This is a genomic window from Leuconostoc suionicum (genome assembly GCF_001891125.1).
In the GTDB taxonomy this organism is placed as follows: Bacteria; Bacillota; Bacilli; order Lactobacillales; family Lactobacillaceae; genus Leuconostoc; species Leuconostoc suionicum.
In genome coordinates, this window is record NZ_CP015247.1 from 1,743,157 (window position 1) to 1,757,242 (window position 14,086).

Annotated in this window: 14 protein-coding genes and 1 other annotated feature; of the genes, 1 reads left to right on the plus strand and 13 read right to left on the minus strand. The window is 37.9% G+C overall.

Annotated features, from left to right (window positions below):
- Positions 1 to 106: 106 nt before the first annotated feature.
- The 7 genes from A6B45_RS08755 to A6B45_RS08785 all read right to left on the minus strand — a co-directional run bounded on the left by A6B45_RS08755 (position 107) and on the right by A6B45_RS08785 (position 8,170).
- Positions 107 to 1,399 carry an O-acetylhomoserine aminocarboxypropyltransferase/cysteine synthase family protein gene (locus A6B45_RS08755; RefSeq protein ID WP_072614224.1) on the minus strand — a complete coding sequence of 431 codons (1,293 nt, stop codon included), beginning with the start codon at positions 1,397 to 1,399 and terminating at the stop codon, positions 107 to 109.
- A 193-nt stretch (positions 1,400 to 1,592) separates the two neighbouring features.
- The gene (locus A6B45_RS08760; protein WP_072614225.1) at positions 1,593 to 2,720 is read right to left on the minus strand and encodes a 5-methyltetrahydropteroyltriglutamate--homocysteine S-methyltransferase; all 1,128 of its coding nucleotides are present in this window, start codon (positions 2,718 to 2,720) and stop codon (positions 1,593 to 1,595) included.
- A 415-nt stretch (positions 2,721 to 3,135) separates the two neighbouring features.
- Positions 3,136 to 3,612, minus strand: coding sequence for an S-ribosylhomocysteine lyase (locus tag A6B45_RS08765; protein ID WP_002815828.1), 477 nt, complete (start codon positions 3,610 to 3,612; stop codon positions 3,136 to 3,138).
- A 219-nt stretch (positions 3,613 to 3,831) separates the two neighbouring features.
- A complete protein-coding gene (locus A6B45_RS08770) occupies positions 3,832 to 4,959 on the minus strand; it encodes a vitamin B12 independent methionine synthase (protein ID WP_072614226.1) in 1,128 nt (375 codons plus the stop codon).
- A 51-nt stretch (positions 4,960 to 5,010) separates the two neighbouring features.
- Positions 5,011 to 6,150: a trans-sulfuration enzyme family protein gene (locus A6B45_RS08775; protein ID WP_072614227.1), complete on the minus strand. Its 1,140-nt coding sequence runs from the start codon at positions 6,148 to 6,150 to the stop codon at positions 5,011 to 5,013.
- A complete protein-coding gene (locus A6B45_RS08780; RefSeq protein WP_072614228.1) occupies positions 6,147 to 7,256 on the minus strand; it encodes a trans-sulfuration enzyme family protein in 1,110 nt (369 codons plus the stop codon). The genes A6B45_RS08775 and A6B45_RS08780 overlap by 4 nt, the downstream gene beginning before the upstream one ends.
- Complete coding sequence (locus A6B45_RS08785) at positions 7,253 to 8,170, minus strand: homoserine O-succinyltransferase (protein WP_072614229.1); 918 nt, start codon at positions 8,168 to 8,170, stop codon at positions 7,253 to 7,255. The genes A6B45_RS08780 and A6B45_RS08785 overlap by 4 nt, the downstream gene beginning before the upstream one ends.
- 54 nt (positions 8,171 to 8,224) lie before the next feature.
- Positions 8,225 to 8,525 (minus strand) — a binding site (T-box leader).
- A gap of 155 nt (positions 8,526 to 8,680) precedes the next feature.
- On the opposite strand from A6B45_RS08785, the gene A6B45_RS08790 reads away from it, so the two are divergent.
- Positions 8,681 to 9,007 carry a thioredoxin family protein gene (locus A6B45_RS08790; protein ID WP_072614230.1) on the plus strand — a complete coding sequence of 109 codons (327 nt, stop codon included), beginning with the start codon at positions 8,681 to 8,683 and terminating at the stop codon, positions 9,005 to 9,007.
- 94 nt (positions 9,008 to 9,101) lie between these two features.
- Here A6B45_RS08790 and A6B45_RS08795 read toward each other — a convergent pair whose 3' ends face one another.
- The 6 genes from A6B45_RS08795 to acpS form a co-directional block, all read right to left on the minus strand.
- The gene (locus A6B45_RS08795) at positions 9,102 to 9,962 is read right to left on the minus strand and encodes a S1C family serine protease (protein ID WP_072614231.1); all 861 of its coding nucleotides are present in this window, start codon (positions 9,960 to 9,962) and stop codon (positions 9,102 to 9,104) included.
- A gap of 94 nt (positions 9,963 to 10,056) precedes the next feature.
- Positions 10,057 to 11,355: a sensor histidine kinase gene (locus A6B45_RS08800; RefSeq protein WP_072614232.1), complete on the minus strand. Its 1,299-nt coding sequence runs from the start codon at positions 11,353 to 11,355 to the stop codon at positions 10,057 to 10,059.
- Positions 11,336 to 12,037 (minus strand): response regulator transcription factor, encoded by a 702-nt coding sequence (locus A6B45_RS08805; RefSeq protein ID WP_011680398.1) that lies wholly within the window; start codon positions 12,035 to 12,037, stop codon positions 11,336 to 11,338. Before A6B45_RS08805 ends, A6B45_RS08800 begins: the two co-directional genes overlap by 20 nt.
- A gap of 80 nt (positions 12,038 to 12,117) precedes the next feature.
- Entirely contained in the window at positions 12,118 to 12,483 is a 366-nt protein-coding gene (locus A6B45_RS08810; protein WP_002815839.1) for a type II toxin-antitoxin system PemK/MazF family toxin, read from the minus strand.
- Between the two features lie 38 nt (positions 12,484 to 12,521).
- On the minus strand, positions 12,522 to 13,643 hold the full coding sequence (gene alr / locus A6B45_RS08815; protein WP_072614233.1) for an alanine racemase: 1,122 nt from the start codon (positions 13,641 to 13,643) through the stop codon (positions 12,522 to 12,524).
- On the minus strand, positions 13,640 to 14,050 hold the full coding sequence (gene acpS, locus A6B45_RS08820) for a holo-ACP synthase (RefSeq protein ID WP_072614234.1): 411 nt from the start codon (positions 14,048 to 14,050) through the stop codon (positions 13,640 to 13,642). Before acpS ends, alr begins: the two co-directional genes overlap by 4 nt.
- Positions 14,051 to 14,086: the final 36 nt, after the last annotated feature.

A 14,086-nucleotide genomic window follows, 5' to 3' on the forward strand; every position in this document is an offset into this window, starting at 1 on the left:
CGCTCCCAAATACATTAATAGTGTCATTTTAACATGCCTATAACTTAATAAAAGCAATAATCACTATTAAATGCTGTTAAATCTCTCCCACAGTAGTAAACACTACTTATTTAACATATGATAACGCTTCGTCTAAAGCGTTAATTAAATCATCTACATTTTCAATACCAATTGAAATACGTATCAAATCTGGTGTAATACCCGCTGCTTGCAACTGCTCATCATTTAACTGGGCGTGTGTTGTTGATTTTGGATGAATAATCAAAGACTTAGCATCCCCAACATTAGCCAATAACGAGAAGATATCTAAGTTATTTATCAATGTTTCTGCACCAGCTTCGCCAGCTTTTAAGCCAAATGTGAAAATCGATCCAACACCGTTCTTAAAGTATTTGTCAGCGAGTGGCTTGTATGGAGAATCATCTAATTCTGGATAACTGACCCAAGCAACTTTGTCATTATTATTCAAGTAAGAAACAATTTTACGTGTGTTTTCTACATGGCGCTCAACACGCAAAGATAATGTCTCTAGTCCTTGCAACAGATAAAACGCTGATTGTGGTGATAATGTTGCGCCTGTATCACGTAAATGTTCAGCACGAATTTTAGTGACAAATGCGCCACCTTTTAGATCGGCCCAAACAATACCGTTGTACGATGGTGTTGGCGTGGTGAAATCAGGATAGCGTCCTGAGGCCTCGTAATCGAAATCTCCTTTTTCAATCACTACCCCACCCAATGTTGTACCATGTCCACCAATAAACTTAGTAGCTGAATGAACAACTACATCAATGCCGTATTCCAGCGGACGAGTCAAAAATGGTGTTGCAAAAGTAGAATCCACAATAGAAATAATACCATGTTTTTTTGCAATTGCTGCAACGGCTTCAAAATCAATAATATTTATTTTGGGGTTTCCTAAACTTTCGAAGAAAATAACTTTTGTATTATCTTGAATAGCCTTTTCAAAATTTTCAGGATCATCTGGGTCAACAAATGTTGTATCAATAGATAACTTCTTCAATGTTTCTGAAAACAACTCGACCGTGCCACCATATAACGTTGATGCGGCAACAATATGATCGCCAGCTCCAGCGACATTCAATATTGCTGCGGTAATTGCAGCTGCACCAGAAGCTAACGATATAGCCGCTGTACCACCTTCGAGCGCTGCAACTCTTGCCTCAAAAGCCGAATTTGTTGGATTGGTTAACCGCCCATAAATATTGCCAGCATCCGTTAAAGCAAATCGCCCAGCAGCTTGTTTAGCATCCTTAAAGACAAAAGAAGTTGTCTGATAAATTGGTACAGCACGCGCACCTGTCGCTGAATCTGGCTCTTCTTGGCCAGCATGAAGTTGTAGTGTTTCAAATGCGTATTTTTTTTCTGGATTAGTCATAGAATATTTTCCTCATGTGAGTTATTTTTATGCAACATTTAATAAACTTATTACTGATACCACATTCGTGTTTGTACTAAACCACAACCAAGAAGTGTACTTAATGCTCGTGTTGTCTCAAAAAATCGATTAGGCGTTGTTGCTTGCATCTTTCTACTCCTTACAAATATCACACCATATATGATGTATTCATCTATCCCCAAACTTCATCGAGGATTTCTTTAACAAGTGCTAACTTAGCCCATTGCTGTTCTTCTGTTAAAATATTACCTTCTTCAGTAGAAGCAAATCCGCATTGTGTTGACAACCATAAACGATCCAATGGTAAATATTTTTCCGCTTCATGGATTCGCTTAATAATATCTTCCTTCTTTTCTAATTCACCTGTTTTAGTTGTAATCAAGCCGAGAACAACTTTTTTATCCCCTGATACTTTAGCCAAAGGTTCAAAGCCACCTGCTCGTTCTGAATCATATTCTAGGAAGTAACTTGATACATTTTCTTGCCCAAACAATTCATCAGCAACTGCGTCATAACCACCAGAAGCTGCCCAATCTGAATGATAGTTTCCGCGACAAATATGTGTGTTAATGGTTAAATCTTCTGGTAAGTTAGCAATTGCACCATTATTCAAGTCTAAATACAACGCCTTTAGTTGTTTAAAATCAAATCCTGATCCAGCCATTTTTTCCCAGAAATCAGCATCTACTAACATACCCCATGTACAGTCATCTAATTGAACTGTTTTAGCACCTGCTTCATACAATGCAAGAATCTCTTCATGATAAACACGCTTAATATCTGCAAAAAATTCTTCGTCAGAATCATAGAAGTTCGATACAACATTAGCATTTGTGCCACGAACTAGTTCCGCATAAAATTGAGATGGGGCCGGAATTGTAATTTTGGCCTCTACGCCCGCTTCATCAGCAAGTGCTTTGAGAAACTTAAAATGTTTAATAAATGGGTGTACATTGGCGTCAAAGCTCAATTTACCATTTAAGCGTGCTGAATCATCACGTGTTTCCTCATGAGCGAAGAAGTAACCTTCTCCGTAGCTTAATCTTTCAACGCCACCAAATCCCCAGAAATTATCCAAATGCCAATATGAGCGACGGAATTCGCCATCTGTTACTACTGCTATTCCAGCAGCCACTTGTTGATCAACCAAATGTGCAATCGTTGAATTTTCAACACCTTCAAGTTCTTCTTGTGTTAATTTACCAGCTTCAAAATCTTGCCGTGCTTGTTTTAATTCAGCTGGTCGTAGAAATGAACCAACATGCTGAAATCCTAATGCCTTTAGTGTCTGTGTTGTCATAATTTTTCCCCTGTACTTTTTTTAGCAGTTTCGCGACAATAAAAAAATCCCGCAGTCTAATTAATTTAGACTGCGGGACGACTCGTCGTGTTACCACCCGGTGTTTATGTGTCGACAAATAGCCTACACACCTCAATATCAATCATCTTTATTATGCTTCGAGAACATCTGTACATAATATTGAGAATTGATGTCGCTATATCGGGCTCTCCCGGTTATCGCTTGCGTCGTTTCAACAAATGAATCAGCGTGCGTTCGCAATAACAGTAACTCCAAGACCATTTTCATGTGTTCGCGATGTCTACTTTCACCAAACGTAAACTCTCTTTTTAACGCTACAACACTACTTATCTTTTCTTTGTTAAAATAATCATACTATATTATAATAATTTGTCAATACTTTTTTCATTAAACGTTAAACAATTTTACGCTCAAACGCATCACTGGAAATACCTTGTGCCAAGATGATTTTTGCCCATTCTTTAGCTGAATGTAAGCTATGATCTTTATAGTTACCACAACTTTCGATTTCTGCTGCGGGCACTTCGGTTACTTCATCACTAACAATTTTTTCCAATACTTTTTTGAAAACCTTGGCTAGTGTTTCAGAATCATAATTTACCCAAGAAATAACGTGGAATCCTGTACGGCATCCAAATGGTGACATATCAATAATGCCATCAATTTCATCACGAACAAGACCCGCAAATAAATGTTCTAACGTATGTAATCCACCCGTTTCAATAGATGTTTCATTAGGCTGTGTTAAACGCAAGTCGTAGTTTGTAATGCTACCACCATTAGGACCAGCTTGTGTTTCAATCACACGCACATAAGGTGCCTTAACCTTTGTATGATCCAAAGTAAAACTTTCAACAACTGTTTCTGACATTATTTTTCTCCTTCAAGATAAGATAGTGGCTTAATGACTTTCGCCTTTATGCCATACTACTTCTTAGTGACATACTACTTCTTAGTGACATACTGTTGGAACGTTTTTGCGCGGTACAACGTTGCCAACATTTTATCTGTCTTTTGATCTTTATTTTTAGCCGCGGTTATTATTATATTAACATTTTACAGGTGTGATTGTTAACACATGTGTTCATTCTCAAGCAAGTTCCTCATCAGCAATATGTTTGATCAACGCTAATTTTTTCCATTGATCAGGAATCGTTAAGATATTTCCCTCTTCCGTTGAAGAAAATCCACATTGTGTTGACAGAGCCAAGTTAGACTTGGGCACATAGTTTGCTGCCTCGTCAATTCTGGCAACGACTTCATCAACATCTTCCAAATCTGCTGACTTAGAAGTTAACAATCCTAATACAATTTCAACATTTTGACGATTGTTGTATATTTCTTTCAAAGGCTCAAAGCCACCCGAACGATCATTATCATATTCTAAGAAAAAGGCATCATAGTTAAGTTGGCCTAGATATTTTGCAATCGGCTCATAACCGCCTTCAAACAAGTAAGTCGACTTAAAGTTACCACGACAAATGTGTGTTGCTAATTTCAAGTCCTCTGGCAAGCCAGCCAATGCCTTGTTAATTACATAAACATCATCGGCTGCTGTTTTTTCAAATTTTGCACGCTCCTCGGGATTGTCAGCATTAGCGTTCAATTGCGCTATCAAGTATGCCCAAGTTGTATCATCAATTTGTACATAACGCGCGCCTAGATCATAGAACTTCTGCAGTGTATCATGATAAGCTTGAGCTAAATCGTCTAAAAATTCTGACCATGAATCATAATATTTTGACCATAAATCAGAACGGTGATCGCGATTAATAATCAAGCTCGGTGATGGAATCGTTTGTTTTGGCTCCACCCCTTCAGGCGTCACTGACTTCAAATATTCAAAATCCTTAAAGAATGGATGGTCTAAATTAGCATGCACTTTCCCATTTAGACGAACATTAGTTGATCGCGTTTTTTGACCGTGAAACTTGTACGAGTCATTTTGATCATAAAACTCAAATCCACCAAGTTGACCTAAAAAGTCTAAATGCCACCATGAACGATTGAATTCACCATCAGTGACAGCTGATAAACCAACTTTGACTTGTTCATCAACTAGATTTTTAATTTCATCATGTTGAACTTTTAGTAAATCATCGTACGAAATTTCGCCTTGAGCGTATTGCTCACGCGCTTTTTTCAGGTTTTCTGGACGTAAGTAAGATCCCACTTGATCAAAACGATAATTTAATTTTTTTGTTTCTGTAGCTGTCATGTTTTTCTCCTTAAACATCGGTATTTTAATACCTACACGTAATCTATCAAGCTAAATTAAGGCTAATGCACTATCTAAATCTGCAATCAAATCATCGGCATCCTCTAATCCAACCGAGAAGCGTAACAAACCAGGAGTAATACCGCATTTAGCCAACTCATCAACGTTTAACTCTGCGTGGCTCATTTTTGGCGGGTAACTGATAATTGTTTCCACCGCTCCTAAACTAACCGAAAATACTGGGATATGTAAGGACTCCACTACTTTCTTAGCATTTTCTTGACTGCCCACATCAAAGCTCAACACCGCCCCACCATTTTTAGCTTGTGAAGCATGAATTTCATAACCTTTATGTGTTTTTAACCCTGGGTATAGGACATTTGATACTTTTTCATGTGCCTCTAAATGCTCAGCTATTTTATACGCTGATTCACTTGAATGTGTCATACGAACACCAAGTGTCTTTATACCACGCAACAACAGCCACGTATCAAAAACGCTAAGTGTTGCCCCAACCGCATTTTGAACAAAATAAATTTGGTCTGCTAACTTTTTATCATTAACTACAACAGCACCAGCAAGGATATCAGAATGTCCTGCCAGAAACTTTGTTGCCGAATGAACCACAATATCAACACCTAGATCCAAAGGCTTCTGCAAGAATGGTGATAAGAATGTGTTGTCAGCAATTGTAAACAACTGGTGTTTCTTTGCGATACCAACTACCGCACGAATATCAGTAATGTTCAAAACTGGGTTTGAGGGTGTTTCAATATACAATGCTTTGGTCTCTGGTTTAATAGCTTTCTCGATTGCTGCCAAATCGCTAAAGTCAACAAAGTCGTGTGTGATACCCCAGCGTGGCAAAACATCTTCTAAAACTCGAAATGTGCCACCATAAACATGTTTACTAACAACAATATGATCGCCAGCTGATAAGGTGAATAGCACACTACTAATTGCTGCCATTCCAGTACTAAAAAGGTACCCATAATTTCCATGTTCAAGCTGTGCAACTGCTTTTTCACCCGCATCACGAGTTGGATTTCCAGAGCGAGCGTAGTCATATTCTCCAAATTCATCAAAAGATTTTTGACTAAAGGTTGAACTTAGTTGAATCGGTGTATTAATTGCACCTGACAGTGGATCATTTGTTGTTGCTGCATCAATAATATTTGTCCAATCACTCATCGCTTTGCTCCTTCAACTGCTTGCCTTAAATCTGCCAATAGGTCCTCTTTATCTTCTAACCCGGCACTCACACGCACCAATTGGTTGGTAATACCCAAGTGATCACGCTGCTCTTGACTCATATCGTGATGTGTTTGCACCGCAGGAATCGTAACTAGCGTTTCTGGACCACCCAAGCTTTCCGCAAAAGAACCGATTTGCAGTCCTTTCAAAAAAGCGTCTACATCATGATTGTTTGACAAATAAAAGCTTAACATTCCACCAACACCAGCATATAAGACTTTATCTATACCGGGAATACACGGTAATTTTTTGGCCAAATATTGACCATTTTCATTGTGCCGTTGCATCCGTAGATGCAGTGTTTTCAGACTGCGCAACAATAACCAAGAACTAAATGAATCTAAAACTTGACCACGTGTTGTTAATGATGCTTCTAATTTTTCAGCTAAAACATCACTATTAACAATTACTGCTCCAGCCAAAATATCATTATGTCCACCAAGATACTTTGTGGCGGAATGAACGACAATATCCGCGCCAAGTGTTAACGGCTGTTGAAAAATAGGTGTCAAGAAAGTGTTATCAACAGCAATTAAAATATCAGGATTAATATCTTTAACTTTTGCACTTAACTTCTGAATATCAATCACTTTCATCGTTGGATTAGATGGGGTTTCCAACCAAACAAGTCGCGTAGTTTCGTTAATTAAGCTCGAAATGTCATCCACCCCATTCCAAACATCATAGTTCACACCACTCTGTTCAACAATGGCATCAAAATAGCGATATGTGCCACCATATAGATCATCCGAGGTAACAAAATGGTCACCATTTTTAATCAATGAAGCAAACAAAAGATCAATTGCTGCCATACCAGAGCTGGTAGCAAATGCCTGCACGCCCTGTTCCAAATCCGCTAACTGCTCTTCCAATATTTGACGTGTGGGTGTTTGTAAACGTGCATAGTCAAAGCCAGATGATTCACCCAAATTAGGATGTCGATAGGCTGTTGAAAAATATAGTGGACTAACTACTGCCCCTGTTTTAATGTCATCACTGCCGTTACCGCCCTGTGCTAATAATGTATCAATTTTAACGCTCATAAGTATTTACATTGCGAGGTCCCTAGACCCAGCTTATTCCTCTCTTGATTTAATGTTAGGATTGTTGATTTTGATGCAATCATCTTTTCCACCAACAGTTCCCCCCAATTTACAAAAAATTTTTCAGCATAAGTCTGCCATGTATTAGTTGGTTTATTATTATAAAAATAGTTCTTAGGTTTAATTGTGTTTGGGTCAATTGCTATATCACGAAGATATTCGTTCTCTAAAGTCTCAGTGTCGTATTCGAAATGGCCAGTAATGTAAGTTGAATTTACATGTTCATCCCTCAAAATGAATGCGCCTAAAATATCGTCGCCAGCAACTTTCAAGCGTCGAGCCACACCAAAATTTGGTACCGTAAAATAACGAGATTGCGGCATACTAATGTTCTCCAAATCTTTTAATAATGAATGACGTTTAAAAATTTGGCTAGCTTGAAAGACGCCCGAAATTTTTTCTGACAAGGCTTTAACAGGAAAGTTTCTCTCTGCATAACCAGCGCCATATGTTGCCCAACATGCAAATAGACTTTCAGTTACATGTGTCTTTCGCCATTCTAGTAAATGACGAAATTCATCCCAGTAATCAATTTGTTCAAATTTCATGCGATCCACTGGCGCACCTGTAACGATCATGCCATCGAATTTTTTGTGCCAAATGTCGTTGAGTGTGACATAGCTAGTCATAATTGCATCCGTGTCGTGGCGAATTTTATGCTGACTTGGTACTGCAAATGTTACTCGCACATTCACAGATAAATGACTCAATAATCTCGTGAACTGCTTTTCAGTTTGTAATCGATTGGGCATTAAGTTGACCAAGAGTATATTAATAGTCGGTTCTAATATTTCAAAACGACCGATTACAAAGCTTTCCCGCTTCAACAAACCGTTATTTAATATAACACTCATACGTTCCCTCCAAATTCTTAAGAAATAAAAAACGTCCCGTAGTATCCAAAGACACTACGGGACGTTAATTGACGTGTTACCACCCGGTATTTATGTAAACATTGCCAGCTTACACTTCTCAAAACGTACGCCAAAAACTTTCGTCGAGAACATCTGTGAAAGCTTTGGTTTATACGTTGTCCAGTAACGGGGACGCCCGATTTCAACTTACCGCGTAACACATATGAGTGTCCGCTTGCTCGTATCCGTGAAAAACTCCAAGACCATTTTCCAACTAATTATCTTACCCGCTTTCACCAAACACGAGCTCTCTAACTAAGACTCAAAGATGTACTTATCTTTTCAACGTTTATATTGATTATTACTATAACTTTTAATTTGATATATGTCAATAGTTTTTAATATTTCTCATGGTATTTTCTTATACCTTCTTTCATCTCGGTTTTATATTCAGCATTAGAAACTGCTTTATGGTACAATTCTACTAGAATTTAGTGAGGTGAATAAATTATGTACGAACCAACACATAACTCAAATGAAGCTGTTGAAGAACATATAAACAAGCCAGGTCGGCATGTCATGTTTCTTTCTGCAGATTGGTGCGGCGATTGCAAGGCCATAAAGCCTTTTATTCAAACTATCAAAGATGAAGTTACACAAACTGCTGAATGGTTTGATGCTGATAGAGACGAAAATATTGATGTCGCAACAAAACATAACATGCGTGGTATTCCATCCTTTGTTTTGTTTGAGAATGGACAAGAAGTTTCACGTATCGGACACGGTGAACGCCTAACACCAAAAGAAATTGTAGATTGGTATCATTCAACACTTTAGTTTCAGTGCCAAAAATAGCCCACAAACATCGCAAGAAATTACTAAACTTGTGATGCTTGTAGGCTATTTTTATGTTTCATTAATATACTAGTTACTACTTTTCGGTATTCTTAATAAATGTCTGAACAATATCTGCTGGAATAGCAAATCCCATTCCTTCAACACTCGTACCATCCGTAGAAGAAGCTATTTTTGATGAGTTAATACCAACTACTTCCCCTTTTAGGTTAATCAATGGTCCACCAGAATTACCAGGATTGATAGCAGCATCTGTCTGAATAGCAGTAGTTGCTGAAGAACCCGTTTCTTCAGCCGAAAGTGTACGGCGTGGAGCTGAAACAATACCACTAGTCAAAGAAGTAGCATAATCAGAACCCAAAGGAGAGCCGATAGCTAAGACCTGTTGACCTGACTGCAGTTTTTTGGCATTGCCAAAGGATGCTGATGTTTTGATATCTGTGGTTTTTGCCTTTAACAGAGCCAAGTCTTTACTTGAATCTGTGCCAACGATAGTTGCTTCAATTTTTTTACCGCTAGCGGTAATTAATTGTAATTCATCAGAATCAGCTACCACGTGATTATTAGTAATAATATACGCATAGCCACCAGAAATTTTATAAACAACGCCTGAACCTTCTGACGCCGTCTCTAATTCTGAACTACTTTCTTGTTGATTTTGTTGAAAATAAGAAGACCAACCGCTACTTGATGTTGATGTTTTCTGCAAATTTTGTACTGTAACAACTGCATTTTTAACTTTATTATAGGCAGTTGTTGCCGTATCATTACTTGTATATGCTGTTTTGGCTACTGTTGTTGTACCAACTGAATTCGTTGTTTTTGTTGCATAAGAATGCTGTTGAAACCAGGAATTTGGTTGCAAGCCTGAGTAAACAACAAAACTTGCCACCAATGCTGAAACAATAGCAACCATAATTAAAGAATATTTTTTCATAACTCGCCCTTTCATACGTGCACATTATTGTTTTCATGAAAAATATACAGTACGTTCGTTACTATAATGATAACAATATAAAATAAATCAAACATTAAAGCGGTAAAATAATATTAAACACAGCACCTTGTGGCTGATTATCTGACACTGTTATTTTACCACCATGAGCATGAACTACCCACTCAGCAATAGATAAGCCCAGGCCAGTACCGCCTGTTTGACGATTTCCCGTTTTATCCTCACGATAGAATCTGTCAAAGACATGCTTTTTAGCCTCATCACTAATTCCACGACCAGTGTCTGCAACACTAAGAACAAATTTCTTTTTTTCGATACCTGCTTTTACTGAAACAGTTGCTCCTTCATCTGAATATTTTAAAGCATTATCTAACAACAAAACCAGCAATTGATGAATACGTTTTTTATCGATGTATATTTCTTGAGTAACATCAACATCAAGTGTAACTTTTTTTCCCTCAAATTCTGCCATTTCTTGGTATGGCGTAATGATATCATCCAAAAACTGAGTTACATTTGTTGCTTCTTTTTCAATTTTTGTCATATTGGAACCAGTTTTTGCCAATGTTAACATATTATTAGTCAATGAATTCAAGCGCCGTACTTCAGATAAAGATAAAATAATAGCATTTGATTGATCACGAACTGTTGATTCTGGTTTCGTCAGCATTGTTTCTAGCTTTCCTTGAATAACAGCCATCGGTGTTCTTAACTCATGAGCAGCATTGTTAACAAAATCTTGTTGTTGTTGCCAAGATTTTAGAATTGGTTTCATATTTCTTCTAGAAATCATATATGACACAATTACTGATAAGATACCAAACAGTCCAAAAGACCAAAATAACACTTTTTTAAAGTTATTTAAATTATTAATTGTATCTGTAACGTTAACTGTTACCATCCCATGAACAGCAATTTGATCGTAACCTTTAGCCGCATTTTTCTTGAATTTAAAACCAATAATGCGATAGTAGTTACCATAAAATTTATATGTATTTGGTTTAACGGTCATAGTGGCTTTATCAAATTTGATTGCTTGCTGCAAAGACTTTTGCAACGATGCTTGTCTCGTATCGGCCACATTATTATCAATAATTAATTTACCATTTTTATCAAATAACCAAGTCTCTGTTCTCGTGCTTGAGTTACTATACACAGGTTGCGTGTGTTTAACATCTTTATCAGATGTTGATAGTAGACCGCCACTATCATACATTGAAATCGTCTGGCTAATCGCAAGATCCGCACTGTTAAAGACCGTTCGAGTGTATGATACGAAAATGACACTAGCTAAAATTGAAAATATAACAAAAAAGCTGGCGAGTAACCAGATAAATCCACGTACTTGCTGCTTTTTATTGATTGCGTTCGGCATCCTCTACCTCTAGAATAAACCCTATATTACGTAAGGTCTTAATTAAATTGTTTTGTCCAACAGCTTCTAATTTTCGACGTAAATTATTCAAATAAATATTAACAACGTTAATTGTCGTATCTGAATCAATACCCCATACGCGATCAAAAATTTGATCACGAGTGACAATAATATTTTTGTTTTGTGCAAGATAAGTTAAAATATCAAATTCTTTACCAACCAATTTAACCGGTTGACCATGCACTTGTACACCGCGATTTTCTAGGTTAATCATCACATCCCCAACCGCTAGCGTATTATCCTCAGAATAGACTCCTGAGCGGCGCAAAAGAGCTTTTACACGAACAAGTAATTCCTCTCGATGAAAGGGCTTGGTTAAATAATCATCAGCGCCAACATTGAAACCTTCTATTTTATCATCCAGTGAAGTTTTTGCTGTTAAAATCAAAACTGGTGTTTCAACATCATTTGCACGCAAATTTTTGATCAACTCTAAGCCAGTTTCGCCAGGTAGCATGAGGTCAGAAATAATCAAGTCATATGGCGCTTCTTGCGCCTCAAATTCACCGTCAAGTCCATCTGTAACAGCATTGATATCTGCAAAGTCCTGCAGAAAACCAACAACATTATCTGCTAGATTGACATCATCTTCGATTAATAGTATTTTAATTGCTTTTGACATTTTCATATTCCTATTTACCTGTTTTATTACATTTATTATACAAATCGTAGGTTAAAAATAAGTTAAATATACTGACAACTTCACTTCAACCCCACACTAATTCGCAAAGCATGCGCCACCAGTTGCATTTCATTTGAAGAAGCATTTATATGCGCAATTTTGTCACGTAAGCGGCGCTTATCTATAGTTCGCACTTGCTCTGCTAAAATGACTGAGTCTCTTTTCATGCCGCTCATATGTTCAGGTAATAATACATGCGTCGGCAATTTTGGTTTAGAAATTTGGGACGTTATCGCAGCGACAATAGTTGTAGGTGAATTGGCATTTCCTACATCATTTTGAATGATTAAAACGGGCCGTACACCAGCCTGCTCAGATCCTATTCCTTGCTTTAGATCGGCGTAAAATACGTCACCACGCATAACTGCTTGATGTTCTTCTGTCATAATATTCTCACTTCTATGTACGCGCCGTGAGACGCTTTTTAATAAATTCTAGGCAAACGAGCACCAAAATTTGTTAGTATTTCATGCGGAATCGTCTGAGCATATTCCGCAACTTCTTCTACCGATATTTGATTCTCACCTTCAAAGCCAACCAAAGTCACAGTTTTTCCAACAGGGTATTTCTGCTTTAATGTTATCACAATCTGGTCCATTGTGACACGTCCAATTACATGTTCAATATGTCCATCGACCAAGACTTTCATACCACTCATGCGACGCAGATAGCCATCTGCGTAACCGATAGGCAAAGTAGCTATCCATTGTGGCTTCTTTGCCGTATATGTTGCACCATAACTTACTGACTCGCCAGTTTTTAGTTGATGCACTGAGCCCAACTTTGATTTCAATTGTAGAGCTGGTTTCAAGGGTAAGGGCATCTTTTTTTCAGGGGCACCAGGATTATACCCGTAGAGCACAGAACCAACCCGGATCGTATCCGTATAAATTTCATCATGATGCCAAATCGCAGACCCTGAATTTGCTAAATGCCAGTACTGTTTAGGAATACCAGCTGATTGCACCCATTGGTAAAAACGCTGGACTTGTTCATCATAATAGTTTTGATTATTATCATCAGCTGTGGCAAAATGAGTAAACACACCAGCCAATCGAAACTTTTTAGTACTTTGGATCAGATGATACATGTCTTCAACAGCACTTGCTGAATGAGCACCCATTCGCCCCATACCAGTATCAACAGCTAATTGAACATCTAGCCTCTGCCCGTCTTTGATGTAATTTACTGCCTCATTAAGCCATTCAACTGTTCCAACAGCTGGTGATAAACGATTTTCCACCATAACTTCTGTTTGGGCAACATCTTGGACACCAAGCAGAAAAATATTTATTTTTGCTTGGGGATAATATTTACGCAGTTGAACACCTTCACCGATCGTTGCTACCGCAAAATCATAGACACCCACTTCAAGTAACGCCCCTACAACTTGTTTTGCACCGTGTCCGTAAGCATTGGCTTTAACCACGGCAATCAATCTTTGTGCGCCCGCGTGCTTCATAATTAATTTAGCATTTGTCTGAATTGCCTGTAAATCAATATCTAGCCATGTAGGCCTTAAACATAATATATCATTGTCTGTCATGATAATACTCCTCGTTTAGGAAACAGCTTTATACTCATTTTTTCCAGCAGCGTCAAACGTTCAATAACAACAACCGTGTTCACTTGATCACCACTATGTGTGATGGCCACATAAGTGTGATAGGGGAAGTTTTTCACTTTCATTACAGGTCGACCATTTGGCTCATTTAAAATTTCAATATCTTGCCACTGAACTTTCTCACCGATTCCATAGCCGGTAGCTTTTGAAAAAGCCTCTTTGGCAGAGAAACGTCCGGCAATATATTCGTTTTGGTGCTTACCTTTTCGCTCAGCCGCTGCAGCACATTCTGCTGGCGTTAAAATGAGCGTTATAAAACTCTTCTGACGCTCGACTATTTCTGCGACTCGGCTGATCGCTTCTGTGTCATTTCCAATTCCTATAATCATGGTTCTATTGTAACAAAAGGTCAAGTGTTGACAAAG

Coding starts and splice junctions, on each gene's coding strand:
- A6B45_RS08780 (WP_072614228.1), bottom strand. CDS start 7,256: ATGAGCGTTAAAATTGATACATTATTAGCACAGGGCGGTAACGGCAGT.
- A6B45_RS08800 (WP_072614232.1), bottom strand. CDS start 11,355: ATGCCGAACGCAATCAATAAAAAGCAGCAAGTACGTGGATTTATCTGG.
- A6B45_RS08810 (WP_002815839.1), bottom strand. CDS start 12,483: ATGACAGAAGAACATCAAGCAGTTATGCGTGGTGACGTATTTTACGCC.
- A6B45_RS08770 (WP_072614226.1), bottom strand. CDS start 4,959: ATGACAGCTACAGAAACAAAAAAATTAAATTATCGTTTTGATCAAGTG.
- alr (WP_072614233.1), bottom strand. CDS start 13,643: ATGACAGACAATGATATATTATGTTTAAGGCCTACATGGCTAGATATT.
- A6B45_RS08790 (WP_072614230.1), top strand. CDS start 8,681: ATGTACGAACCAACACATAACTCAAATGAAGCTGTTGAAGAACATATA.
- A6B45_RS08805 (WP_011680398.1), bottom strand. CDS start 12,037: ATGTCAAAAGCAATTAAAATACTATTAATCGAAGATGATGTCAATCTA.
- A6B45_RS08765 (WP_002815828.1), bottom strand. CDS start 3,612: ATGTCAGAAACAGTTGTTGAAAGTTTTACTTTGGATCATACAAAGGTT.
- A6B45_RS08760 (WP_072614225.1), bottom strand. CDS start 2,720: ATGACAACACAGACACTAAAGGCATTAGGATTTCAGCATGTTGGTTCA.
- A6B45_RS08775 (WP_072614227.1), bottom strand. CDS start 6,150: ATGAGTGATTGGACAAATATTATTGATGCAGCAACAACAAATGATCCA.
- A6B45_RS08755 (WP_072614224.1), bottom strand. CDS start 1,399: ATGACTAATCCAGAAAAAAAATACGCATTTGAAACACTACAACTTCAT.
- A6B45_RS08785 (WP_072614229.1), bottom strand. CDS start 8,170: ATGAGTGTTATATTAAATAACGGTTTGTTGAAGCGGGAAAGCTTTGTA.
- A6B45_RS08795 (WP_072614231.1), bottom strand. CDS start 9,962: ATGAAAAAATATTCTTTAATTATGGTTGCTATTGTTTCAGCATTGGTG.
- acpS (WP_072614234.1), bottom strand. CDS start 14,050: ATGATTATAGGAATTGGAAATGACACAGAAGCGATCAGCCGAGTCGCA.